The sequence below is a fragment of the Ornithinimicrobium ciconiae genome, from assembly GCF_007197575.1.
In the GTDB taxonomy this organism is placed as follows: Bacteria; Actinomycetota; Actinomycetes; order Actinomycetales; family Dermatophilaceae; genus Ornithinicoccus; species Ornithinicoccus ciconiae.
This window is the reverse complement of record NZ_CP041616.1, coordinates 3,710,200-3,732,773: the sequence shown is the minus strand read 5'-3', so window position 1 is coordinate 3,732,773 and position 22,574 is coordinate 3,710,200. Positions and strand designations below refer to the sequence as shown.

The following is a 22,574-nucleotide window of genomic DNA, read 5'->3' as shown; positions in this document are numbered from 1 at the left end:
CTAGCGTGTCACCATGATTGGGGCACGCGTTGTGTGGGACCAGCGTTTCACGTCCTACGACTTCGGGCCGGGACATCCGATGCATCCCTCCCGCCTGGAGCTCACCCACCGGCTGTGTGACGAGCTGGGCCTGCTGTCGTTGCCGCAGGTGACTGTCGTGGGGGCCGAGGAGGCCACTGACGACCAGATCCGCACGGTGCACACCGCGGCACTGGTCGAGGCCGTCCGGGCCGTCTCCGAGGACCCCCGTGCCGACGTCACCGGTCACGGGCTGGGGATGGACGACACCCCGAGTTTCGCCGGTATGCACGACGCGACCGCGCTCGCCGTCGGGGCGACCATCGACTCGTGTCGTGCCGTCTGGACCGGAGAGGCCTCTCACGCGGTCAACATCGCCGGGGGGCTGCACCACGGTATGCCGGACAGCGTCGCCGGCTTCTGTGTCTACAACGACATCGCCGTGGGCATCCAGTGGCTGCTGGACCAGGGGGTGGAACGGGTGGCCTACGTGGACGTCGACGTCCACCACGGGGACGGTGTGGAGCGGGCGTTCTGGGACGATCCGCGGGTCATGACGGTCTCGGTGCACGAGACGGGTGCCGCGCTCTTCCCGGGCACCGGCTTTCCCGGTGACACCGGCGGCCCCCGGGCACCAGACAGCGCAGTCAACGTGGCCCTGCCTCCTGGCACCGGTGACGAGGGCTGGCTGCGGGCGATCCACTCCGTCGTGCCGCAGGTGGTGCGGGCGTTCCGTCCGCAGATCCTGGTGACCCAGCACGGCTGTGACGCACACTATGCCGACCCGCTGAGCCACCTGACCGTCTCGATCGACGCGATGGAGGCGGCCTACCGGCTGGTGCACGATCTTGCTCACGAGCTGACGGGCGGTAAGTGGGTGGCCCTGGGCGGTGGCGGCTACGAGCTCGTGGAGGTGGTGCCTCGCGCGTGGACCCACCTGGTGGCGATCGCGGCCCACCAGCCGGTGTCCCTGACGCTGGACACCCCGCAGCCCTGGCGTGACTATGTCGCGGAGCACTACGGGCGCGATGCCCCGCTGCGCATGGGGGACCTGGACGGTCGGGAGATCCGCTACGGGACCTGGGAATCGGGCTACGAGCCGGAGCGTCCCGTCGACGCGGCGATCATGGCGACCCGTCGGGCGGTCTTCCCGGGGTGGGGACTGGACCCCTGGTTTGACTAGCCGGGCGACGAAAGAAGGTCACAGTTTGGTCAAGACGGCGTGTCTACTGGACTTTTCTGGCGCAACGACTTTCGCAACAGCCCCATCTGCCCCTATGGTTCTCCACAGACAGATGGACCGCCACCGGAGACCCGTTGGCCCCGAAGCGCGCGGAAGACGGGATGACGTCGATGGCTGATGAGCACCGACTCGGCGAGATGAGTTTCATGACTGTGGCTGAGGTCGCGGCGGTGATGCGTGTCTCGAAGATGACTGTGTACCGTCTTGTGCACTCTGGCGAGCTGCCGTCGGTGCGCGTCGGCCGGTCCTTCCGAGTCCCCGAGAAGGCCGTGACGGCCTATCTCGAGGACTCCTATCACGGGACCGCCTGAGCACGACGCGTTTGGGACGGGCCAGACGTGGGCGGTAGACTGTGCCGACTGTCCGGTGGCCGCCCCCGCGGGTGCTGTCGGCCATTGACAACATCTCCACGAGCGAAGGACACGGTTTAGCCAATGGGCTCTGTGATCAAGAAGCGCCGCAAGCGTATGGCGAAGAAGAAGCACCGCAAACTGCTGCGCAAGACGCGTCACCAGCGTCGCAACAAGAAGTGACCCACCGCGACGGCGCCGACTCCTGGGTGGAGTTCGGCGCCGTCGCGCACGTCCGCCGAGGAGAGTGAGCGCCAGTGGTCGGGACACCTGTCCCCGGTCCCCGGGTCGTGCTGGTCACCGGCGTGGCCCGCGAACTGGCCGGGAGGGTGGTCCGACGACTGGCCGACGACCCCTCGCTCGAGCGTGTCATCGGCGTGGACCTGGTGCCGCCGCGGCACCCCATGGGGCGCGGTGAGTATGTCCGTGCCGACGTCCGCAGTCCGCTGCTGGCGCGGTTGATCGCGCAGGCTGGCGTCGACACCGTGGTCCATATGGGCGTCATCGCCACCCCTCGCGATGCCGGCGGACGGGTCGTCCAGAAGGACATCAACGTCCTGGGCACGATGCAGCTGATGGCTGCCTGCCAGAAGTCACCCGGCGTGCGTCGGGTCGTGGTGAAGTCCACGGCCGGTGTCTATGGCTCCTCCCCGCGCGACCCCGCGGTGTTCACCGAGGAGATGACCGCCAAGAAGCTGCCGCGCTCCGGCTTTCCCCAGGACTCCATGGAGGCCGAGAGCTATGTGCGTGGCCTGTCCCGGCGACGCCCCGACCTCGACATCACGATGCTGCGGATGGCCAACGTGATCGGTCCCAGCATCCGCACCGTCCTGACGGACTACTTCCGGATGCCGGTGCTGCCGGTGCCCTTCGGCCAGCAGGGCCGCCTGCAGTTCCTGCACGAGGACGACGCAGTGGCAGCGGTCGTGCACGCGACCACCGGACCGGTGGTCGGCACGGTGAACGTCGCCGGAGACGGTGTGCTGTCCCTGGGGCAGGCCGTGGCCCTGAGCAGGCGTCCGTGGCTGGCGGTTGTGCCGGGCGCCGGTGGTCTGTCGCTGTGGGCCTCCCGTCGGCTGGGATGGGCGGCGCTGCCCTCTGACCATCTCGAGTTCCTGTCCTACGGTCGGGTGATCGACACCGGCCGGATGCGCAAGGAGCTGGGGTTCGCCCCGGCATACACGACCCGGGGTGCCTTTGAGTCCTTCCTGGCCGCACGCCGGGCCGGCGACCGGCCCGAGCAGGCCCCCGAGGAGGCACTGTGACCGCACACCCTGAGCAGGAGCGACCGCCGGTGCTGGAGGGTGACCTCGAGCACCTGGTGATGGTGCTGATCAAGGGGCTCCGGGCGGCTGGCGCCGCCGCGGGGCTCGCCGGTGACGAGCTCGACGAGTCCGTCGCGCGCACCCTCGCCTTCCTGCGGCGCCGGATCACCGGTGATTACACCGTCGACGAGTTCGGCTATGACGGTGACTTCACCGAGCACGTGGCGCTGCCACTGCTGCGCCCGCTCTATCGCGACTGGTTCCGGGTGGAGGTCCGCGGCGCGGAGAACATCCCGCTGCACGGCGGTGCGCTCATCGTGGCCAACCACTCCGGCACGATCGCCCTGGACTCCCTGATGACCCAGGTCGCGGTCCACACGGAGACACCCGGGAACCGTGCCCTGCGGATGCTCGGAGCCGACCTGGTCTTCGCCAGCCCGGTGATGGGACCGATCGCGCGCAAGACCGGCAGCACGCTGGCGACCAGCGCTGACGCCCAGCGGCTGTTCAGTGAGGGGCAGCTGGTCGGTGTCTGGCCGGAGGGCTTCAAGGGCGTCGGCAAGCTCTACAAGGATCGCTACCGGCTGCAACGCTTCGGCCGAGGCGGCTTTGTCGCGGCGGCCCTGCGGGCTGAGGTGCCGATCATCCCGTGCTCCATCGTCGGGGCCGAGGAGATCGCCCCGATGCTGGCCAACGCCGCCCCCCTTGCGCGGCTGCTCGGTCTGCCCTACTTCCCGCTGACCCCGACCTTCCCGTGGTTGGGCCCGCTCGGGATGGTGCCGCTGCCGAGCAAGTGGCTGATCGAGTTCGGTGCGCCGATCCGCACCGACGATCGGGGTGAGGGTGCTGCGGACGACCCGGCGGTGGTCTTCGAGCTCTCCGACCGGGTGCGCGAGACCATCCAGCACACCCTCTACAACCTGCTGCGCGACCGCCGCTCGGTCTTCTTCTAGGCATGGGTCTGTTCGCCCGGAAGAGATCGGCAGCCGCTGGGCCGCGCATCACGGTGATCGACCGCACGGGCTGTCATCTGTGCGATCAGGCCGTCGCGGTGGTGGATGATGTGGCCCGCCGCGCCGGGGTGGACTGGGAGCGGGTCGATGTCGACTCATCTCCCGAACTCCTGCATAAATATGCAGACCTGGTGCCGGTCGTTCTGGTCGACGGGCGAGAGATTGCTCACTGGACAGTGACTGGCAAGGCGCTGACCAGTGCACTTGCCCGCGGGAGGTCGTGGCGCGCGCGCTACAACATCTGAGCGCCAATGTCGACTTTGTGCAAGCCTTCACAAAGTCATAAGGTGGGGGGGTCCCTGAATCCCACTGACCGGCTGCTGGTATAGGGCCTTGGTCGCGGTCGAGAGGAGCCGGTGCCGAGGTGGTGCCCGAGTCTGCCCGTCGCGCAGGTGGCGTGCCTGATGCCACTGTCGGCAGGCTGCCGCTGTATCTGAGGGCACTGACCTCTCTGCACGACCGAGGGGTCACCAGCATCTCCTCCGGAGAGCTCGCCTCCCTGGCCGGGGTCCGTTCCACCCAGCTGCGCAAGGATCTGTCCCACCTGGGCACCTACGGGGTGCGCGGGGTGGGCTATGAGGTCGAGCTCCTGGCGGCACAGATCGCCCAGGAGCTGGGGCTGACCCAGGAGTGGCCCGTGGTGATCGTCGGGATGGGCAACCTGGGCCGTGCGTTGGCGTCCTACGGCGGGTTCTCCGACCGCGGCTTCCGGATCGTCGCGCTCGTCGACGACGATCCCGACGTGGTCGGCACAGACGTCGAGGGACTGATCGTCACCACCCTGGATGAGCTTGAGGACTCCGGGCCGACGGTCGCCATCGGCGTGGTGGCGACCCCGAGTCCGGCCGCGCAGCAGGTCGCCGAGCGTCTGGTGGGCATGGGGGTGCGCTCCATCCTCAACTTCGCCCCGGGCTATCTGAGCCTGCCCGAGGGTGTCGACGTGCGTGGGGTTGACCTCGGCACCGAGCTGCAGATTCTCGCTTTCCACGAGCAGCGGCGACTGCTCGCCCCCTCCACGCACGACCCCCTCCGGGGCGACGCCGAGAAGGAGGCGATGGGATGAGTGTGCTCGTCGTCGGGGTCTCCCACCACAGTGCGCCCCTGGAGCTGCTCGAGCGTGTCTCCCTGGACCAGGCCCGCGCGCGCGCCCTGGCCGCCGGGGTGGTGGGTCTCGACGACGTCAGCGAGACGCTCGTCCTGACCACCTGCAACCGCACCGAGGTGTATGCCGAGGCCCTCAGCTTCCATGGCGCGGTCGCCCAGGTCGGTGCCGCCCTCGCTGCTCAGTCAGGCGTCGACCTGGTCGAGCTCACGCCGCACCTCTATGTGCACTACGAGGAGCGGGCCGTCGATCACCTGTTCTCCCTGGCCTGCGGCCTGGAGTCGATGGCGCTCGGTGAGAGCGAGATCCTCGGACAGCTCCGGGAGTCGCTGCGGGCCGGTCAGCGCGAGGCGCAGCTGGGCTCCGTCCTCAACCCCCTCTTCCAGCAGGCCCTGCGCGTCGGCAAGCGTGCGCACTCCGAGACCGACCTGGACCGGGTCGCGCGCTCCCTGGTCACCATGGGACTGCACGGCGCGCGAGATGTGCTCGGCGACCTGGGGCGCGCGAGGGCGCTGGTCGTCGGTGCCGGTGCGATGTCCGGACTGGCAGCGGCCTCCCTGTCCCGCGCCGGGGTCGGGGCGCTGACCGTGGTCAACCGCACCCTGGAGCGAGCGCAGCGACTGGCGCTGGCGCACGGCGCCCGCGCGCTCGGCTGGAGCGAGCTGGAGTCCCAACTGGCCGGGGCCGACCTGGTGCTCACCTGCACCGGTGCCACGGGCCACGTGATCACCCAACAGCTCCTGGGCGCCACCGACCGCTCTGCCCGGCCCCTGGTCCTGGTGGACCTGGGGATGCCCCGCGACGTCGACCCCGAGGTGGGCGAGCTGCCCGGGGTGACCGTGCTGGGCCTGCGGGAGCTGACCGAGCTGGCCGCCCGGGGCGGGGACGAGACGGGGGACGAGACGGCCACTGGTGTGGATCTGGGCGCGGGGGCGCAGCACTCCGTCCCGGGGACGCCGGACCCCACTCCGCAGGAGGTCCAGACGGTGCTGGGCACCGTGCGCGAACTGGTCACGGGCGAGGTGGCCGCTTATCTGGCGACCCGGCGCTCCGCGCAGGTCGGGCCCACGCTGGCCGTGCTGCGCTCTCGGGCTGCGGCGGTCGCGGACGTGGAGCTCGACCGGCTCGACCAGCGTCTTCCCGACCTCCCCGAGCAGGACCGCGCCGAGGTGCACCAGAGCGTGCGACGGATCCTGGACAAGCTGCTGCACACCCCGACCGTGCGGGCCAAGGCGCTGGCTGCCCGTGACTCGGAGAGCAACTACGTCGCTCTGCTGCGTGAACTCTTCGACCTGGACCCGCGCGAGACCGCTGCCGTGGACGCGCCGCCCCGCGTGGGTGGGCTGCCATGAGTGCGAACGCTGGAGGAACGACCATGACCCACGACCGCCGCTCGCTGCGGCTCGGCACCAGGGCCAGCGAGCTGGCCACCTCACAGTCCGGCTGGGTGGCTGACCAGCTCCGTGCCCTGGGCCATGAGGTGGAGCTCGTCCTGGTCTCGACCGAGGGCGACCGTTCGAGCGCGCCGCTCACGCAGATCGGGGGCACCGGCGTCTTCGTCTCGGCCCTGCGAGAGGCGCTGCAGGAGGGACGCATCGACCTGGCCGTCCACTCGTTGAAGGACCTCCCCGTGGGGGAGGAGGCAGGCCTCGTCGTCGCTGCCATCCCGGAGCGCGAGGACCCGCGGGACATCGTGATCTCCCGGGACCGGCTGCGTCTGGCCGACCTGCCCGAGGGGGCCGTGATCGGCACCGGGTCGCCGCGCCGAGCGGTACAGCTCGAGGCCGCGGCACCGCACACCACGGTGGTCGGGCTGCGCGGCAATGTCGGTCGTCGGATCGGCAAGGTGACCGACGGCAGCCTCGACGCGATCGTGCTGGCGGCAGCCGGACTCCGGCGCCTGGGGCGCATCGCCGAGGCCAGCGAGGTGCTCGAGCCCGCGGTCATGCTCCCCGCCCCAGGCCAGGGCGCCCTGGCCGTGGAGTGTCGCACCGACGACCGCGAGACCACCCGCCTCCTGATGCAGCTCGACCACGCCCCCACCCGTGAGGCCGTGACGGCCGAGCGGGCGCTGCTGGGAGCTCTGGAGGCAGGCTGCAGCGCTCCGATCGGGGCGCTGGCCACCCGCCACGGAGATGCCCTCGTCCTGGACGCCGTCATCGGGACGAGCGAGGGACTCCTGCGGCACACATTGCGCGGCACGACCCCCGTTGACCTCGGCCACGAGATGGCCCACCACTTCCTCACCCACCTGGCTCCGCAGGACCGGCCGAGCCTCCTCAAGACCCCCACAGCACAACACCCTGGAGCGTGATCACGTGAGCACCAGCACAGCAGCACCCCCTAGCGCACCGCCAGAGATCGGCGCCCGCGTCGCCTTCGTTGGTGCGGGCCCCGGCGACCTCGGGCTGCTCACCGTGCGAGCTAGGGACTATCTCGCGCGCGCCGACACCGTCGTGGTCGACGACCCGGAGACCGGGGAACGGCTGGCCGGGCTGCTCCGCGAGGACGCCACGGTCGTGCACGCTGCCGCGGTCGGCGGACCACGCCGGTCGCCGGCGGCCCGGGCCAAGCTCCTGGTCCGGGAGGCGCGAGCACTCAAGCAGCCCGACACCCTGGTGGTGCGCGTGATGGCCGGCGACCCCGGAGCCTTCACCACGCTGAGCCAGGAGGCCCTCGCCTGTCGCGGTGCCGGCGTGCCCTTCGAGGTCGTCCCGGGCGTCTCCATCGCCTCGTCGGTGCCGACCTATGCCGGCGTGCCCCTCACCTCTGCCGAGGCCGGCGAGGTCCACATCATCGATGCCGCGGACTCCCGCACCGACTGGTCCACCTCTGTCGCCGACGGCGTCACCGTGGTCCTGTTGGGATCGCCCACCGAACTGCGCAAGGCGCTGTCCGGCCTGCGCCGAGCCGGGCGCGACCCGCAGACGCCGGTCTGCGTGACCGAGCACGGCACCACGGTGGAACAGCGGAGCCTGGTGACCGACCTGGGGTCCGCCGAGGCCACGCTCGCCGAGCACGACAGCGCCGGGGTCGTGGTCGTGGGCCGCGCCGTGGAGCAGCGTGCGGACCTGAGCTGGTTTGAGACCAAGGCGCTCTTCGGCTGGAACGTGCTGGTGCCCCGCACCAGGGACCAGGCCGGCACGATGACCCAGCGGATCGCCTCGCACGGTGCCTCCTCCAAGGTCGTGCCGACCATCAGTGTCGAACCACCACGGACACCGCAGCAGATGGACCGGGCGATCCGTGGGTTGGTGACCGGGCGCTACGAGTGGATCGGCTTCACCTCCGTCAACGCCGTGCGCGCGGTGCGGGAGAAGTTCACCGAGCTGGGTCTGGACGCGCGCTCCTTCGCCGGCCTCAAGATCGCAGCGGTCGGTGGCGTCACCGCCGACGCGTTGCGCGAGTGGGGGATCGAGCCCGACCTGATCCCCTCCACCGAGCAGTCCGCCCGCGGCCTGCTCGCCGACTGGCCCGAGTATGACGACGTGCTCGACCCCATCGACCGGGTCTTCCTGCCCCGGGCAGACATCGCCACGGACACCCTCGTGGCGGGCCTGATCGAGATGGGTTGGGAGGTCGACGACGTGACGGCCTACCGCACCGTGCGGGCCGCACCGCCACCCGCGCCGATCCGGGACGCTATCAAGGGCGGTGCCTTTGACGCGGTCTGTTTCACATCCTCCTCGACGGTGCGCAACCTGGTCGGCATCGCGGGCAAGCCACACCCCAACACGGTCGTGGCGTGCATCGGACCCGCCACCGCCAAGACGGCTGAGGAGCACGGACTGCGGGTTGACGTCGTGGCACCGGAGCCGAACGCCGCTGCCCTCGTCGACGCGCTCGCCCGGCACGGTGCCGAGCTGACCCTGGCCGCCCGGGCCGCCGGAGAGCCGGTCCGTCCCAGCCAGCGCCGGACCGCCGGCCGACGGGGCGCCGCGCGAGTCCGCGCGTGAACGGAGCGTCCGGCGCAGCGGGTGGAGATGCCCTCGGGAGCCGTGGCCTCGGCCTGGCTCCGGTGGAGCGGCCCCGGCGTCTGCGCACCACCCCGGCCCTGCGCCGGCTGGTGGCGCAGACCAGGCTCTCCCCGGCCGACCTGGTGCTGCCGGTCTTTGTCCGCGAAGGCATCACCGAGCCCGCACCGATCAGCTCGATGCCCGGCGTGGTGCAGCACACCCGTGACTCGCTGCGCCGCGCGGCCGTCGCGGCGGTCGAGGCCGGTGTCGGTGGGCTGATGCTGTTTGGGGTGCCGACCCCTGAGCACAAGGATGCTGAGGGGCTCTGGGGAACCCGGCCCGACGGCATACTCAATGTGGCGCTGGAGGACCTGCGCGCCGAGCTGGGGGACGAGACCGTCCTCATGTCCGACCTGTGCCTGGACGAGTTCACTGACCACGGGCACTGCGGAGTGCTTGATGACCGGGGTCGGGTGGACAACGACGCGACGCTGGAGCGGTATGCCGAAATGGCCCTCGCGCAGGCCCGTGCCGGTGCCCATGTGGTCGGGCCCTCCGGGATGATGGACGGGCAGGTCGCGGTCATCCGGGCGGCCCTGGACGCGGCGGGTTTCGCCGACGTGTCGGTGCTCGCCTACACCGCCAAGTACGCCTCGGCCTACTACGGCCCGTTCCGGGAGGCGGTGGGGTCCAGCCTGCAGGGCGACCGCAAGACCTATCAGCAGGACCCCGCCAACGCGACCGAGTCGCTGCGCGAGCTGCGCCTCGACCTGGCCGAGGGGGCGGACCTGGTGATGGTCAAGCCGGCCCTGCCCTATCTGGACATCGTGCGCCAGGTCGCGGAGGTCTCAGACGTGCCGGTCGCCGCCTACCAGGTCTCGGGGGAGTACTCCCAGATCGAGGCTGCCGCCGAACGCGGCTGGCTCGACCGGGATCGCACCGTGCTGGAGTCGCTCACGGCGGTGCGGCGCGCCGGAGCCCAGGTGGTGCTGACCTACTACGCCGTCCATGCGGCGGGGCTGCTCACGCACTGATTGCTCACACAGGAAACCCCCGCACCGGATGGTGCGGGGGTTTCCTGATGTGTGGGGTCAGGGGTGAGCCGGGGCTCAGGCCTGAGCGCTCTCCTCGGCCGGCGCGACCAGCTCGACGTCCAGGTGCAGCTTGACCTTCTCGGAGACGAGCACACCGCCACCCTCGACGGCGACGTTCCAGGTCAGGTCCCAGTCCTTGCGGTTGACCTCGGTGGTGGCCTCGAAGCCCGCGCGGGTGCCGCCCCACGGGTCGGGGGAGACGCCGTTGAACTCCAGGTCGAAGGTGACCGGGCGGGTGGTGCCCTTGATGGTCAGGTCACCGGTCAGCGAGGACTCGGTGATCTCGGTGGAACGGAAAGTCATGGTCGGGTGGTTCTCGACATCGAAGAAGTCAGAGGTGCGCAGGTGGGTGTCGCGGTCCTCGTTGCGGGTGTCGACGGAGGTCAGCTGGACCTCGGCGGTCACCACGGACTCGGCGAGGGTCTCGCCCACGACGACGTCAGCGGTGAACTCCTGGAAGGTGCCGCGGACCTTGGCGACCATCATGTGACGGGCGGTGAACCCGATCTCGGTGTGGGTCGGGTCGACGGTGTAGGTGCCCGGGGCCAGGCTGTTGAAGACGGTCATACTGAACTCCTGAGGGGTGCTTGGCGGATGTGCTCGTCACTGGGGATAACCATTGATGGTTCAACTATATTCCGACTGGGTACGATCAGTCAACGCATCCCCCATCAACTCCAACACATCTTTGGCCAGTGGACCACTGCAGGAGGACTCGACCCATGCAGGACAGCATCCCCGGGGATCCGGGCCGCGCTCCCACGGCGCCCGGTCAGGACCCTGCCGACGTCGGGGAGGACGTGCGGTGGCTCAGCGCGCAGGAGCAGGGCGCCTGGCGTGCCTATCTGCGCGCCTCCCGGTTGATCACGGTGGCCCTGGACGAGGGCCTCACCGAGCACGGCACCCGGCTGACGGAGTACGAGATCCTGTCCATGCTCTCGGAGGCGCCCGGCGGCAGGCTGCGGATGTCCGCCCTGGCCCAGCGCGTCGTGCAGTCCCGCAGCCGCCTGACCCACACCGCCACCCGTCTCGAGAAGCTCGGCTGGGTGGAGCGCCGTGCGGTCCGCGAGGACCGTCGTGGCGTCGAACTCATCCTGGCGCCCAAGGGCTGGGAGGTCCTCAAGGAGCTGTCCGCGGTGCACGTGCGTGATGTCCGCCGGGTGCTGATCGACCGGCTGGACCCCGACGAGTTCGCCGCGCTCGGCCGGGCGATGGCCCGGATCGTGGAGGCCTACGACGTCTCGGAGGAAGAGTGCTGAACATCCCCTATCCCGACGAGGCTGCCGAGTCGGCAAGCCTGCTGCGGCGTGCTCGCGACGTCATCCCCGGGGGAGTCAACTCCCCGGTGCGGGCGTTCCGCTCGGTGGGCGGGACCCCCCGGTTCATGCGCTCGGCGAGCGGCCCCTGGTTGACCGACGTCGACGGACGCCGCTATGTGGACCTGGTCTGCAGTTGGGGGCCGATGATCCTGGGCCACGCCCATCCGGAGGTGCTCGAGGCGGTCCGGACGACCGCGGCTGACGGCTTCAGTTTTGGCACCCCTAGCGAGCACGAAGTGGCCCTGGCCGAGGAGATCGTCGCCCGGGTCGCCCCGGTGGAGCAGGTGCGCCTGGTCAACTCGGGCACCGAGGCCACGATGAGCGCGATCCGTCTGGCCCGGGGGGCCACCGGGCGCAGCGTCATCGTCAAGTTCGCCGGCTGCTATCACGGCCACGTGGACTCCCTCCTGGCTGCTGCTGGCTCGGGACTGGCCACCTTTGCGCTGCCCGACTCCGCCGGGGTGCCGGCCAGCAGCGCGGCCGAGACCATCGTGCTGCCCTACAACGACGTGCCCGCCCTGGAGGCGGCCTTCGCCGAGCGAGGCGGGCAGATCGCTGCCGTCATCACCGAGGCCTGCCCCGGCAACATGGGCGTGGTCCCGCCCGAGCCAGGCTTCACCGAGGCGCTGCGCCAGGTGACCGCCGCGCACGGCGCGTTGCTGATCTCGGACGAGGTGATGACCGGCTTCCGGTGCAGCGTCGCGGGATGGTTCGGGCTCGAGGGGCCGTATGCCGCGGGCGCACCCGATCTGTTCACCTTCGGCAAGGTGATGGGCGGGGGCTTCCCCACGGCCGCCTTCGGGGGGCGGGCCGACCTGATGGCCCAGCTGGCCCCGGAGGGACCGGTCTATCAGGCCGGCACGCTGTCGGGCAATCCGGTCGCCAGTGCCGCGGGCCTGACCACGCTGCGACTGTGCACGCCCGAGGTCTATGCCCGACTCGACGAGGTGTCCCGCACCATCGCCGGTGCCGTCACCGACGAGTTCACCCGGGCCGGGGTGGCGCACCGCATCCAGTGGGCGGGATCGATGTTCAGCGTGTTCTTCCGGGACGGGCAGGTCCGCAACTATGCCGACTCCCAGGCGCAGGACACGGCTGCCTTCGGTCGCTTCTTTCACGGCATGCTGCGTCGCGGCGTCCACCTGCCGCCCAGTGCCTTTGAGACGTGGTTTGTGTCGGCGGCGATGGACGACGAGGCCGTCGAGACGGTGCTCAGCGCCCTGCCGGGGGCGGTCGCCGACATCGGCTGAGGGGCTGAGGTTCCCACCCAGGGATGCATGGGACAATTGCCGCCATGACCGCTGGCACCCGCACCCTCGTCCACGTGGTCCGCCACGGTGAGGTCGACAATCCCGGGCGGGTCCTCTATGGGCGCCTGCCCGGCTACCGGTTGTCGCCCCTCGGGGAGCAGATGGCCGAGCAGGTCGCCGAGTTCATGACCGGTCGCGACATCGTGCACCTGGTGGCCTCTCCGCTGGAACGTGCCCAGCAGACCGCGGCACCGATCGGGCGGGCCCTGGGGCTGGAGGTCGGATCGGACGAGCGTCTCATCGAGGCGGGCAACAGCTTCGAGGGCACGACGGTCGGGGCCGACCCAAGGCAGTTGCTCCAGTGGCAGCACCTGCGCAGGCTGGGCAACCCCAGAACGCCCTCCTGGGGTGAGGCCTACCGCGACATCGCCACCCGGATGCACGCGGCCGTCGAGGCCGCCCGTCGCGCCGCACGCGGCCACGAGGCGGTGCTGGTCAGTCACCAGCTCCCGATCGAGACGCTGCGTCGCAGCATCGAGGGTCGCCGGCTCTGGCACAACCCGCGCCAGCGGCAGTGCACACTCGCCTCCGTCACCACGATCACCTATGTCGGCGACGAGCCGGTCACGCTGGACTATGCCGAGCCCGCAGCCGCCCTGCTGGCTGTCGCGGCCCCCGGAGCCGGCACGTGAGGCGGCGGGTGAGGCGCGGATCGATCCTGCTGGCCGCCGCGGCCCTGCTCCTGAGCGCGTGCAGTGACGACGGCAACACGGTCAGCGGTCAGGCGCGGGACGGCAGCCAGAAGGGCTATGTCTCCGGCGACGGCACCGTCGAGCAGCTCGCCCCGGAGGACCGGACGCGGGTGATCGAGCTGAACGGCCAGGCCATCGTCGGGGCCGGCTCGGCAGGCGGCGAGGTCGAGCTGGAGCCCTGGTCCTCACAGGCGGCGCTCGGCGACGTCCTGGTCATCAATGTCTGGGGCTCCTGGTGCGGGCCCTGTGTGGAAGAGGTCCCGGACCTGAAGGCGGCCCACGCCCACTTCCAGGAGAGTGGGGATCCCGTCCAGTTCATCGGCGTCAATGATCGCGACTCAGCCTCGGCGGCCCTGGCCTTTGAGCAGCGTCACGACATGCCCTACCAGTCCCTCGTCGACGACGGCGGCAAGACGCTCCTGCAACTGCAGGGGATGGCCAACCCGCGGCCCACCACGCTGGTGCTGGACCAGGAGGGCAGGCTGGCTGCCCGGGTCGCCGGACAGGTTGACGACGCGACCCTGCAGGGCCTGGTCGAGGATGTGCTCGAGCAGTGACCGTCGATCCCACGAGCCCGGCGACCCCATGGCACTCGCGTGAGTGAGCTCGTCTTCAGCGGACCACTGCTCGCGGCGCTCGCCGTTGCCGCGCTCGCCGGCCTGGTCAGCTTCGCCTCCCCGTGCGTGCTGCCGCTCGTGCCCGGTTTCCTCGGCTATCTCGGCGGGATGACCACTGAGGCCACCGAGGACGGTGGCCGGGGTCGGTTGCTCGCGGGGACCGCCCTGTTCATCGCTGGCTTCAGCGCGGTGTTCATCACGATGAGCGTCGTCGTCTCGGGCCTGGCGCTGACCCTGGTGGAGCACCAGGATCTGTTGCTGCGCATCGGTGGGGCGGTGGTTATCGCGCTCGGTCTGATCATGCTGTTGAACCCCGGTGCCAGCTTCGGGCCGCGCTGGCGTCCGGCCGCGGGGATCGCTGGAGCACCTCTGCTCGGTGTGGTCTTCGGCCTGGGGTTCACCGCCTGCACCGGACCGGCGCTGGCAGCCATCCAGACTCTCGGCGCGTCGATGTCTCCTGATGAGGCCACTGTGGCTCGCGGGACGGTCCTCGCGATTGCCTATTGCATCGGGCTTGGTCTGCCCTTCCTGCTGGTGGCCGCGGGCCTGGGCTGGGTGAGCCGACTCTCCCGGTGGCTGCGGGACCGGCACCGCATCGTGTCGGCGATCGGCGGCGCGACCCTGATCCTGCTCGGCCTGCTGATGGTGACCGGCGTCTGGGACGGCGTGACCACGTGGATCCAGACTCGCCTGGTCGACGGATTCCGGACGGTGCTGTGATGACGCAGACACACAAGACACCCTTCCGGGAGCCGGTCACTCAGCCCAGGCTCGGGCTGGTCGGCTGGCTGCGCTGGATGTGGCGGCAACTGACCAGCATGCGCACCGCGCTGATGCTGCTGATGCTGCTGGCCGTCGCGGCCGTCCCCGGCTCGATCTGGCCGCAGCGCAGCGTGGACCCGGCCCGCGTCAACGAATACATCCGGGACAACCCCACGGCTGGGGAGTGGCTGGATCGGTTCAGCCTGTTCGATGTCTACTCCTCACCGTGGTTTGCCGCGATCTATCTGCTGCTGATGGTTTCCCTGATCGGTTGCATCGTGCCGCGGGCTGGCCAGCACTGGAGGACGATGCGCGCCCAGCCGCCGCGGGCGCCGCGCAACCTGAGCCGCCTCGAGGCGCACACCACCACCCAGTTGGCGGCCGACCCCGAGGTGGTCCTCGACGCGGCCCGCGCGACACTCCGCCGCCGGCGCCTGCGGATTCGTCCGGTCGAGGCGGGCCGTGAGCACGACATCGGCGCCGAGGGCGGCTACCTGCGCGAGACCGGCAACCTCATCTTTCACATCTCGCTGCTGGCTGTCATCGTCTCTGTCGCGGTCGGTCACCTGTGGGGGTGGCGGGGCGAGATCATCCTGGCTGAGGGGGAGACCTTCACCGCCCAGGCGGCCCGGTTCGACACCCTGGAGGCCGGACCGTGGGTGGACGAGAACTCCATCCAGCCGTTCTCGCTGCGCATGGACCGGCTCGATGTGCGCTTCGAGACCGAGGCCGGCGGATCGCAGTTCGGGGCGCCGCGACTCTTCGAGGCGGCAGTGACCACCACGGATGAGCCTGGTGCCGCAGAGGTGCAGCAGACCTTCGGGGTGAACAACCCGTTGCATTTCGGCACGACCTCGGTCTTCCTGCTCGGCAACGGCTATGCCCCGGTCATCACGGTGACCGATGGTGGCGGCAACTCCTTGGGCACCTTCGTCTCACCCTTCCTGCCCCAGGACGACAACTACACGTCTACCGGCGCGACCAAGGTCCCGGCAGCCGATCCGCAACTGGGGTTCTACGGTGCCTTCCTGCCGACCTTCGGCGGATTCGTCGAAGCACTTGGCCCCACCTCGACGTTCCCGGATCTGATGGACCCGGTCCTCGCGCTGGGCGTCTATGAGGGGACGCTCTTTCCGGGTGGCCGCCCCCAGTCGGTCTACACGCTGGACACCGCACAGATGGAGCAGATCGAGACCGGCGACGGTGATGTCTCCCGGATCCTGCTCCGGCCGGGCGAGACGATCGAGCTGCCTGGCGACCGGGGCACCGTGATTTTTGACGATGTCGTTCGGTGGGGCGGGCTGGTGGTGCGGCACGACCCGGGCCGAGTGCCGGTGCTGATCAGCTCCATCGTCCTGCTCGGTGCGCTGATCGCGATGCTGACCGTGAAACGGCGCCGGGTGTTCGTCCGGGTGCAGCCCCCGGGTGAGGACGGCGCGGAGGGCGGCGAGCGGCATACTGGGTTGGTGGTCGCGGGTCTGGCGAAGGGCTCGGACCCCAACCTGCAGGACTATCTCGACTCCCTCGTCGAGGAGATCACGGCACGAGTGAAGGACGACGCATGATCGACCAGGAACTGGCGCGCAATGCCGACATCGCGGTCTGGGCGGCGATGGTGGCACTGGCTGTGGCGATGCTCGCCTTCGCGGCTCACCTCGCCGTGACCGGATCCGGCCGCGAGCGCGCGTCGGAGGGCGTGCGTCCGTCAGGCGTGGACGCGCAGTCCGCCGGGGCCGCAGCTGGCGAGTCCGGCCGTGGCGAATCCGAGGGTGGCGAATCCGAGGGTGGCGAGTCTGGCGGTGGTGTGGACGTCCTGGCCCCGCCGGAGACCGACGCGCCGGCCCCGACCCGTCGCTGGGGCATCATCGGTCTGCAGGTGACCTGGCTGGCGACCTTCGCCCTCGTGGCGGCCGTCGTCATGCGCAGCCTGTCCGTGGGCCGCGCCCCGCTGGGCAATATGTATGAGTTTGCCCTGGTCGCCTGCATGTTCACGCTGGTCGTCTACTCCCTGTGGAGCCTGCGCAAGGACCGGCTCTGGCTCGGCCTGTTCGTCACGCTGCCGGTCCTGGTGACCCTGGGCCTGGCCATGGTGTCGTGGCACACCGAGGCGTCCAAGCTGATGCCGTCGCTGAACTCGATCTGGTTGATCATCCACGTCACGATCGCGACGCTGTCCGTGGCGCTGTTCACGATCGGCTGCGCCGTGGCGCTGCTCTATCTGGCCAAGGACCGCGCAGAGCAGCGCGGCCCGGTCACCGGGTGGCTCGCGGCGTTGCCGGAGAGCAAGGCCCTCGAGCGGATCACCTACGGCATCCACATCGTGGCCTTCCCGCTGTGGACCTTCACGCTCATCGCCGGGGCGATCTGGGCCGAGCAGGCCTGGGGCCGCTACTGGGGCTGGGACCCCAAGGAGGTGTGGACTTTCGTGATCTGGGTGGTCTACGCCGCCTACCTGCACGCCCGGGCGACCTCTGGCTGGGCCGCCCGCAAGGCCACCTGGCTCGCCGTCGCCGGCTTCGTCTCCATCATCATCAACTACGCCGTCGTCAACGTCTTCTTCGTCGGCTGGCACTCCTACTCGGGGCTGTGAGCAGGTGCTGAAATACTCGATCTACCGCCTCGGCCTGTTCCTGGTCGTCACGCTGGTCCTACTCCTGATCGGCGTCCCCGAGCTCTGGGCCGTGGTCTTCGGAGCGCTCTTCTCCATGGTCACCTCGCTGTTCGTCCTGGCCGGACCGCGGGAGGAGGCGGCCCGCAAGATCGAGGCACGCCTGGAGGAGAAGCGCGCGCGGCGCGCTGAGGCGCTGGACGACCAGCGCACCGACGAAGAGGTCGAGGACCAGGACTACCGCTGAGCGGTGCCGCCGAGCGTGACTCGTGGCGTGCGTGTGCCGCAACCCGTGGGTATGAGCCGAATGTGTGGCGTGTGCGGAAACCGTGCGACGCTCTGGGCGTCCCAGCCCTCGCCACGCCGCAACGATTGGTGCACTGTGCGCGACACGCGGGGGCGGCTGGAGCATGGCTGGGCCTGCGGGCGCGTGATTGGACGTGCGTGGCGTGCTCTGGCGCGCAGGGCCAGGTCAGACTGACAGGACCAGCCCGAGCGTCAGCAGCGCGGAGTAGCCCAGCAGGTAGCGCCCGGTGCTCCCGATCGCCGGCACCAGATCCCGACCGAGCGCGCCCCGCAGGACCGGCCGGGCGGCCAGATAGCCCAGCGGCGCGGACAGGAGCGCGAGCAGTGCCCACAGGTGCAGCAGCGCAGCGATGCCGGCGGCCAGCAGGGGGAGGGCGAGCAGCCCGACATACAGCTGGCGGGTCCGGCGGTCCCCCATCCGCACCGCGAGGGTGCGCTTGCCGGAGGTGGTGTCGCCCGGGATGTCCCGCAGGTTGTTGGCGACCAGGACCGCGCAGGTGATGGACCCAACACCCACCGCGCCGGACCAGGACGCCGCGTCCAGGGAGTGGGCCTGTGTCCACGTGGTGCCGAGCACCGCGACCAGCCCGAAGAAGATGAAGACCATCACCTCCCCGAGACCGCGATAGCCGTAGGGGTTGTCTCCGCCGGTGTAGCGCCAGGCGGCCACGATCGCCGCGACCCCGATCAACAGGAGGACGGGCGTGTTGGACAGCGCGACGAGCGCCAGGCCGCAGAGCGCCGCGAACCCGAACCACAGGAAGGCCATGAGCTTGACGTTGGCCGGGTCGGCCAGCCGTTGCCCGACGAGGCGGATCGGGCCGACCCGCTCCTCATCCGTGCCGCGGACGCCGTCGGAGTAGTCATTGGCGTAGTTCACGCCGATCTGCAGGGCCAGGGAGACCAGGAGCGCGAGCAGGGCCAGTCCGAGGTCGGAGCTGCCGAGCACGTGCGCCGAGCCGGTGCCGACCGCGACAGGCGCGATGGCGGCAGGGAAGGTCCGGGGTCGAGCACCCTCGACCCACTGAGCGAGCGAGGCCACGTCCTAGATGCCCCGGAGGAAGTCGGGGTCGTCGTCCGGGCCGCGCGGACCCCGCGGACGCGTCTGCGGGCGGGGCTGGAGGATGCCACGGGCGCGTCCCGCGATCAGCCAGCTGAGCCCCCCGGCGAGCGGCACGATCAGCACGACCAGGAGCCACACCAGCTTGGGCAGCCCCCGGACCTTGTCCTCCTCCGTCTGGACCACGTCGACGACGCAATAGACGGTGAAGGCCAGCACGGCCACGGCCATCGCCACCCTGAGCACCTGTCTCCCTCCGAGTTTTCGTTCAGTCCGCGGATCCGCGGTAAGGGTCCATTGTGCCACTCTCACCTGCACACATTGCCCTCAGCGCCGCCCGGTCCGGCTTGCCGGAGCGCAGCAGCGGCAACTCCTCCACCCAGAGCACCTGACGGGGCAGAGCGTGGGCCGGCAGGACATCCCGCACCAGGTCCCGTATGTCGGACACACCCGGCCGTGCACCCCTCGCCTCCGCGTCGCCACCCAGGGTGTGGGGGTGCTGTGCGTGAGGGGTATGTGCGTGAGGGGTCTGGGCGACGAGCACCGCGGCCACCCGCTCTCCCCACTCCGCGTCGGGCACCCCGAGCACGAGGGCATCCCGGATCTGGGGCAGGCCCAGCAGGGCGTCCTCGACCGGTCGCGGGGCGACCTTGAACCCGCCGGTGTTGATCAGGTCGTCCATGCGGCCGAGCAGGTGCAGCCGGCCCTGGACGTCGAGCTCGCCGACGTCATCGGTGACGAACCAACGCCGACCGTCATCGTCGGTCACGAAGCGCTCCGCGGTCAGGTGCGGGTCCCCGGCATACTCCGTGGCGAGCACCGACCCGGAGAGGCGGACCCGACCCTCGTCCAAGCGGATGCCGACGCCGGGGAGGGGCGTCCCGTCATACACACAGCCACCGGAGGTCTCGGTCATGCCATAGGTGCGGTGCACCCGGATCCCTGCGGCTTCCGTGCGCTCTCTGACGGAGGTGGGGAGCGCGGCGCCCCCGACCAGGACGGCGTCGAACGTGGCGAGTGTCGCCAGCCCCGCCAGGTCCTCGGCCAGGCGCACGACCTGGGTCGGAACCAGCGAGACATAGCGGCGCCGCCCGGTGAGAGTCGCTGCTGCGGCCGTGAAGGCCGCGACGGTGAACGAGCCGTCGAGCCGGGCAGGAACAGTGCCAGCCAGCGCCGAACGCACCACCACCTGCCAGCCTGCGACGTGGTCGGTCGGCAGCGTGAGCAGCCACTGCCCGGGCCCACCGATGCGCTCGGCGGTCGCGGCCGCCGAGGCACGGAGAGCGTCCGCGGACAGGACGACAGACTTGGGCTGTCCCGTCGAGCCGGACGTCGTGAGCACCACGCCACTGCCCGCGAGCGCGCGCTCGGCGGCGCGCAGGTGCTCGGAGATGGTCGCGTCGGAGGTGGGCGGCATCGTCACAGGTTATGAAATGGCAGGAGCCGGACCCCGAGGGAGTCCGGCTCACTGGCCTGTTAGTTCGCGGGGTAGGTCACTTCTCCGCGTTGAAGCTCTCGTTCATGTCGACATACCACTCGCCGTCGACCATCCGCAGGGTGATGACCTGGTCGCCCATGCCCTCGGCGAACAGCGCGGAGAAGTGGTCCTTGTTGACGATGGCGGTGTCGCCGGTCACGTCGGCGCCGTTGATCTGCATGGACTCGATGATGCCGGCGGTCTCGGCGTCGAACATGCTGCTGGCCATGCTGGGGAAGGTGGCGACGCAGATCGGGTAGTCCGTCTCGTCGTCCTTCATCGGGCCCTCGCTGTCGAGGTCCAGCATGAGGTCGCAGACAGCCTCTTCGCCGTTGACGAAGGCGACCAGCCACTCCTTGGTGCGGTCGGCTGCGGCCTGCCCATCACCGGAGGCGTTCTCGCCACCGTCGTCAGTGGGCTCCTCGGTCGTGGCGCCGTCGTCGGTCGGCTCCTCGGTCGTGGCGCCGTCGTCGGTGGGCTCCTCGGTGGTCGGCTCCTCGGTGGTCGGCTCCTCCGTGGTGGGGGCCGGCGCCTCGGTGGTCGGAGCCTCGTCCGTCGGCTCCTCGGTGGTGGGCTCCTCGGAGGTCTGCTCCTCGGTGGTGGGTGCGTCCTGCACCTCGGGCTCGTCGCCGTCGCCACAGGCGGACAGCAGCAGAGCCGGAACGGCCAGAGCGGCCACTAGTGAACGTCGCATAGTCGGGTTCCTCCCCAAACGTGAAAAGTCTCAGGTGGGATTCTCCCACGCGATGGCGATGCTGGATAAATCCTCATCAGGCCTGTGACCTCGCCACCTGCGGATTCGTTCCGTGGGCTTAGTCACAGATTGGCAAGCTGCCGACTCAGAAGTACCAAGGGAACGGGCCCCACTCGGGGTCCCTGCGCTCCAAGAAAGCGTCGCGTCCCTCGACGGCCTCGTCCGTCATGTAAGCCAGCCGGGTCGCCTCGCCGGCGAAGACCTGCTGCCCCATCAGCCCGTCGTCGATCTGGTTGAAGGCGAACTTCAGCATCCGCTGCGCGGTGGGGGACTTGCCCATGATCTCGCGGGCGACGGTCAGCGACTCGCGCTCCAGGTCGGCATGATCAATCACCAGGTTGACCGCACCCATCTGATGCATCTGCTCTGCGTCATAGGTCCGGCCGAGGAAGAAGATCTCGCGGGCGAACTTCTGGCCCACCATGCGGGCCAGGTAGGCCGAGCCGTAGCCGGCGTCGAAACTGCCAACGTCGGCGTCGGTCTGCTTGAACCGGGCGTGCTCGCGCGAGGCGATGGTGAGGTCGCAGACGACGTGCAGGGAGTGACCACCGCCGGCGGCCCACCCGTTGACCACCGCGATCACCACCTTGGGCATGGTGCGGATCAGTCGCTGCACCTCCAGGATGTGCAGTCGGCCCCCGGCTGCCTTGACCCGGGCCTGGTCGACGGTGTCCGCGGTCTCGCCCTCGGCATACTGATAGCCCGAGCGGCCGCGGATGCGCTGGTCGCCTCCGGAGCAGAACGCGTGGCCGCCGTCCTTGGGGCTCGGTCCGTTGCCGGTGAGTAGGACGACACCCACGTCCGGCGTCATCCGCGCGTGGTCGAGGGCGCGATAGAGCTCGTCGACCGTGTGCGGGCGGAAGGCGTTGCGCACCTCGGGACGGTCGAAGGCGATCCGCACCGCCCCCACGTCGCGGGCGCGGTGGTAGGTGATGTCGGTGAAGTCGAATCCCTCGACCGCCTCCCACTGCGTCGGGTCGAACGGGTTGGCTGCCTGGCTGGTCTGCTCGCTCACGCCGCTCAGGTTAGCCACGTGGCGTCAGCGGCGGGCACCTGGCTCTGGCCACGGCAGACTCACCCCTCACCGGTCTCGTGTGGACAGCACGCAGAACTCGTTGCCCTCCGGGTCCGCGAGCACGGTCCAGGTCACCTCCTGGGGGTCCTGGCCGACGTCCACCTCGGTGGCGCCCATCTCCAGCAGGCGGTGGATCTCGACGTCCCGGTCCTGGCTGACGTGGGGCGCCAGGTCGAGGTGGAGGCGGTTCTTGACCTCCTTGCCCTCGGGCACCACGCCAAAGACCAGGCCCTGGCCGCGGCGCATCCAGGTGTCGAGGTCGGCGACGGGGCCGCCCTCCTCCATCGCGTGCCGGGGCACGAGGACCACCTCGTCGGGCGCCTCGTAGGCCACGGACCAGTCCAGCACCTCGGCCCACCAGCGCGCCTGCGCGTGGGGGTCCAGGCAGTCGATCACGACGGAGTACCACTTCAGTGCCATCCACCCAGCATGCCCGTCACGACCGACAGGGCAACCGGGATGATCTTGCGTCGGCGTCGGCGTCGGCGTCGGCTGCGGACCGGCACCGTCCTACGCTGGCCCGGTGACCCCCGATCTCCCGGAACTTCTCGCG

26 protein-coding genes are annotated in these 22,574 nt (G+C 70.1%); 19 read left to right on the top strand and 7 right to left on the bottom strand.

Going from position 1 to position 22,574, the window contains the following annotated elements; genetic code table 11:
- Window positions 1–13 precede the first annotated feature (13 nt).
- The 11 genes from FNH13_RS17290 to hemB all read left to right on the top strand — a co-directional run bounded on the left by FNH13_RS17290 (window position 14) and on the right by hemB (window position 9,981).
- Entirely contained in the window at window positions 14–1,201 is a 1,188-nt protein-coding gene (locus tag FNH13_RS17290) for an acetoin utilization protein AcuC (RefSeq protein ID WP_143784585.1), read from the top strand.
- 170 nt (window positions 1,202–1,371) lie between these two features.
- Window positions 1,372–1,572, top strand: a complete 201-nt coding sequence (locus FNH13_RS17285; RefSeq protein WP_143784584.1) for a helix-turn-helix domain-containing protein — start codon at window positions 1,372–1,374, stop codon at window positions 1,570–1,572.
- A gap of 123 nt (window positions 1,573–1,695) precedes the next feature.
- Window positions 1,696–1,794 carry a 30S ribosomal protein bS22 gene (locus FNH13_RS17280; protein ID WP_003792170.1) on the top strand — a complete coding sequence of 33 codons (99 nt, stop codon included), beginning with the start codon at window positions 1,696–1,698 and terminating at the stop codon, window positions 1,792–1,794.
- A gap of 74 nt (window positions 1,795–1,868) precedes the next feature.
- Window positions 1,869–2,876, top strand: coding sequence for an NAD-dependent epimerase/dehydratase family protein (locus FNH13_RS17275; RefSeq protein ID WP_143784583.1), 1,008 nt, complete (start codon window positions 1,869–1,871; stop codon window positions 2,874–2,876).
- Complete coding sequence (locus FNH13_RS17270) at window positions 2,873–3,829, top strand: lysophospholipid acyltransferase family protein (protein ID WP_228266467.1); 957 nt, start codon at window positions 2,873–2,875, stop codon at window positions 3,827–3,829. The genes FNH13_RS17275 and FNH13_RS17270 overlap by 4 nt, the downstream gene beginning before the upstream one ends.
- Window positions 3,830–3,831: 2 nt before the next feature.
- Window positions 3,832–4,134, top strand: coding sequence for a glutaredoxin family protein (locus FNH13_RS17265; protein ID WP_143784582.1), 303 nt, complete (start codon window positions 3,832–3,834; stop codon window positions 4,132–4,134).
- A 152-nt stretch (window positions 4,135–4,286) separates the two neighbouring features.
- Window positions 4,287–4,952, top strand: a complete 666-nt coding sequence (locus tag FNH13_RS17260; RefSeq protein ID WP_229576543.1) for a redox-sensing transcriptional repressor Rex — start codon at window positions 4,287–4,289, stop codon at window positions 4,950–4,952.
- The gene (hemA, locus tag FNH13_RS17255) at window positions 4,949–6,343 is read left to right on the top strand and encodes a glutamyl-tRNA reductase (protein WP_143784581.1); all 1,395 of its coding nucleotides are present in this window, start codon (window positions 4,949–4,951) and stop codon (window positions 6,341–6,343) included. Before FNH13_RS17260 ends, hemA begins: the two co-directional genes overlap by 4 nt.
- A 23-nt stretch (window positions 6,344–6,366) precedes the next feature.
- Window positions 6,367–7,305: a hydroxymethylbilane synthase gene (gene hemC / locus FNH13_RS17250; RefSeq protein ID WP_143784580.1), complete on the top strand. Its 939-nt coding sequence runs from the start codon at window positions 6,367–6,369 to the stop codon at window positions 7,303–7,305.
- A 4-nt stretch (window positions 7,306–7,309) separates the two neighbouring features.
- Entirely contained in the window at window positions 7,310–8,947 is a 1,638-nt protein-coding gene (locus tag FNH13_RS17245; RefSeq protein WP_165699942.1) for a bifunctional uroporphyrinogen-III C-methyltransferase/uroporphyrinogen-III synthase, read from the top strand.
- 53 nt (window positions 8,948–9,000) lie between these two features.
- Window positions 9,001–9,981, top strand: coding sequence for a porphobilinogen synthase (gene hemB / locus FNH13_RS17240; RefSeq protein WP_202878991.1), 981 nt, complete (start codon window positions 9,001–9,003; stop codon window positions 9,979–9,981).
- Window positions 9,982–10,056: 75 nt separating this feature from the next.
- On the opposite strand, the gene FNH13_RS17235 is transcribed toward hemB, so the two are convergent.
- Window positions 10,057–10,608 carry a YceI family protein gene (locus FNH13_RS17235; protein WP_143784578.1) on the bottom strand — a complete coding sequence of 184 codons (552 nt, stop codon included), beginning with the start codon at window positions 10,606–10,608 and terminating at the stop codon, window positions 10,057–10,059.
- A 155-nt stretch (window positions 10,609–10,763) separates the two neighbouring features.
- Here FNH13_RS17235 and FNH13_RS17230 point away from each other — a divergent pair, with 155 nt between their 5' ends.
- From FNH13_RS17230 to FNH13_RS17195, 8 genes are read left to right on the top strand one after another with little or no spacing between them, the layout of a single operon-like run.
- The gene (locus FNH13_RS17230) at window positions 10,764–11,300 is read left to right on the top strand and encodes a MarR family winged helix-turn-helix transcriptional regulator (RefSeq protein ID WP_143784577.1); all 537 of its coding nucleotides are present in this window, start codon (window positions 10,764–10,766) and stop codon (window positions 11,298–11,300) included.
- On the top strand, window positions 11,294–12,610 hold the full coding sequence (gene hemL / locus FNH13_RS17225) for a glutamate-1-semialdehyde 2,1-aminomutase (protein ID WP_143784576.1): 1,317 nt from the start codon (window positions 11,294–11,296) through the stop codon (window positions 12,608–12,610). Before FNH13_RS17230 ends, hemL begins: the two co-directional genes overlap by 7 nt.
- A 44-nt stretch (window positions 12,611–12,654) precedes the next feature.
- Window positions 12,655–13,302 (top strand): histidine phosphatase family protein, encoded by a 648-nt coding sequence (locus FNH13_RS17220; protein WP_143784575.1) that lies wholly within the window; start codon window positions 12,655–12,657, stop codon window positions 13,300–13,302.
- An 8-nt stretch (window positions 13,303–13,310) separates the two neighbouring features.
- The gene (locus FNH13_RS17215) at window positions 13,311–13,919 is read left to right on the top strand and encodes a TlpA family protein disulfide reductase (RefSeq protein WP_143784574.1); all 609 of its coding nucleotides are present in this window, start codon (window positions 13,311–13,313) and stop codon (window positions 13,917–13,919) included.
- A 39-nt stretch (window positions 13,920–13,958) separates the two neighbouring features.
- The gene (locus tag FNH13_RS17210; protein WP_143784573.1) at window positions 13,959–14,699 is read left to right on the top strand and encodes a cytochrome c biogenesis CcdA family protein; all 741 of its coding nucleotides are present in this window, start codon (window positions 13,959–13,961) and stop codon (window positions 14,697–14,699) included.
- Entirely contained in the window at window positions 14,699–16,306 is a 1,608-nt protein-coding gene (gene resB, locus FNH13_RS17205) for a cytochrome c biogenesis protein ResB (RefSeq protein ID WP_143784572.1), read from the top strand. The genes FNH13_RS17210 and resB overlap by 1 nt, the downstream gene beginning before the upstream one ends.
- Complete coding sequence (gene ccsB, locus FNH13_RS17200) at window positions 16,303–17,331, top strand: c-type cytochrome biogenesis protein CcsB (RefSeq protein ID WP_143784571.1); 1,029 nt, start codon at window positions 16,303–16,305, stop codon at window positions 17,329–17,331. Before resB ends, ccsB begins: the two co-directional genes overlap by 4 nt.
- 4 nt (window positions 17,332–17,335) lie before the next feature.
- Window positions 17,336–17,596 (top strand): DUF4229 domain-containing protein, encoded by a 261-nt coding sequence (locus FNH13_RS17195; protein WP_165700163.1) that lies wholly within the window; start codon window positions 17,336–17,338, stop codon window positions 17,594–17,596.
- 225 nt (window positions 17,597–17,821) lie between these two features.
- Here FNH13_RS17195 and FNH13_RS17190 read toward each other — a convergent pair whose 3' ends face one another.
- From FNH13_RS17190 to FNH13_RS17165, 6 genes are all read right to left on the bottom strand, one after another.
- The gene (locus tag FNH13_RS17190) at window positions 17,822–18,697 is read right to left on the bottom strand and encodes a 1,4-dihydroxy-2-naphthoate polyprenyltransferase (RefSeq protein ID WP_143784569.1); all 876 of its coding nucleotides are present in this window, start codon (window positions 18,695–18,697) and stop codon (window positions 17,822–17,824) included.
- 3 nt (window positions 18,698–18,700) lie between these two features.
- A complete protein-coding gene (locus FNH13_RS17185; protein ID WP_321169239.1) occupies window positions 18,701–18,946 on the bottom strand; it encodes a PLDc N-terminal domain-containing protein in 246 nt (81 codons plus the stop codon).
- A 37-nt stretch (window positions 18,947–18,983) separates the two neighbouring features.
- Window positions 18,984–20,132: an AMP-binding protein gene (locus FNH13_RS17180; protein WP_143784567.1), complete on the bottom strand. Its 1,149-nt coding sequence runs from the start codon at window positions 20,130–20,132 to the stop codon at window positions 18,984–18,986.
- Between the two features lie 76 nt (window positions 20,133–20,208).
- On the bottom strand, window positions 20,209–20,886 hold the full coding sequence (locus FNH13_RS19370) for a hypothetical protein (RefSeq protein WP_202878818.1): 678 nt from the start codon (window positions 20,884–20,886) through the stop codon (window positions 20,209–20,211).
- 145 nt (window positions 20,887–21,031) lie between these two features.
- Window positions 21,032–21,961 carry a 1,4-dihydroxy-2-naphthoyl-CoA synthase gene (locus FNH13_RS17170; RefSeq protein ID WP_143784566.1) on the bottom strand — a complete coding sequence of 310 codons (930 nt, stop codon included), beginning with the start codon at window positions 21,959–21,961 and terminating at the stop codon, window positions 21,032–21,034.
- A 66-nt stretch (window positions 21,962–22,027) separates the two neighbouring features.
- On the bottom strand, window positions 22,028–22,441 hold the full coding sequence (locus FNH13_RS17165) for a VOC family protein (RefSeq protein WP_143784565.1): 414 nt from the start codon (window positions 22,439–22,441) through the stop codon (window positions 22,028–22,030).
- Between the last annotated feature and the right edge of the window lie 133 nt (window positions 22,442–22,574).

What these genes read in the sequence shown, in the direction of transcription:
- FNH13_RS17185 (WP_321169239.1), bottom strand. Translation starts at nt 18,946, where the DNA reads ATGGCCGTGGCCGTGCTGGCCTTCACCGTCTATTGCGTCGTCGACGTG.
- FNH13_RS17265 (WP_143784582.1), top strand. Translation starts at nt 3,832, where the DNA reads ATGGGTCTGTTCGCCCGGAAGAGATCGGCAGCCGCTGGGCCGCGCATC.
- FNH13_RS17290 (WP_143784585.1), top strand. Translation starts at nt 14, where the DNA reads ATGATTGGGGCACGCGTTGTGTGGGACCAGCGTTTCACGTCCTACGAC.
- FNH13_RS19370 (WP_202878818.1), bottom strand. Translation starts at nt 20,886, where the DNA reads ATGCGACGTTCACTAGTGGCCGCTCTGGCCGTTCCGGCTCTGCTGCTG.
- FNH13_RS17180 (WP_143784567.1), bottom strand. Translation starts at nt 20,132, where the DNA reads ATGCCGCCCACCTCCGACGCGACCATCTCCGAGCACCTGCGCGCCGCC.
- FNH13_RS17220 (WP_143784575.1), top strand. Translation starts at nt 12,655, where the DNA reads ATGACCGCTGGCACCCGCACCCTCGTCCACGTGGTCCGCCACGGTGAG.
- FNH13_RS17165 (WP_143784565.1), bottom strand. Translation starts at nt 22,441, where the DNA reads ATGGCACTGAAGTGGTACTCCGTCGTGATCGACTGCCTGGACCCCCAC.
- hemC (WP_143784580.1), top strand. Translation starts at nt 6,367, where the DNA reads ATGACCCACGACCGCCGCTCGCTGCGGCTCGGCACCAGGGCCAGCGAG.
- FNH13_RS17230 (WP_143784577.1), top strand. Translation starts at nt 10,764, where the DNA reads ATGCAGGACAGCATCCCCGGGGATCCGGGCCGCGCTCCCACGGCGCCC.
- FNH13_RS17285 (WP_143784584.1), top strand. Translation starts at nt 1,372, where the DNA reads ATGGCTGATGAGCACCGACTCGGCGAGATGAGTTTCATGACTGTGGCT.
- resB (WP_143784572.1), top strand. Translation starts at nt 14,699, where the DNA reads ATGACGCAGACACACAAGACACCCTTCCGGGAGCCGGTCACTCAGCCC.
- FNH13_RS17235 (WP_143784578.1), bottom strand. Translation starts at nt 10,608, where the DNA reads ATGACCGTCTTCAACAGCCTGGCCCCGGGCACCTACACCGTCGACCCG.
- hemA (WP_143784581.1), top strand. Translation starts at nt 4,949, where the DNA reads ATGAGTGTGCTCGTCGTCGGGGTCTCCCACCACAGTGCGCCCCTGGAG.
- ccsB (WP_143784571.1), top strand. Translation starts at nt 16,303, where the DNA reads ATGATCGACCAGGAACTGGCGCGCAATGCCGACATCGCGGTCTGGGCG.
- FNH13_RS17280 (WP_003792170.1), top strand. Translation starts at nt 1,696, where the DNA reads ATGGGCTCTGTGATCAAGAAGCGCCGCAAGCGTATGGCGAAGAAGAAG.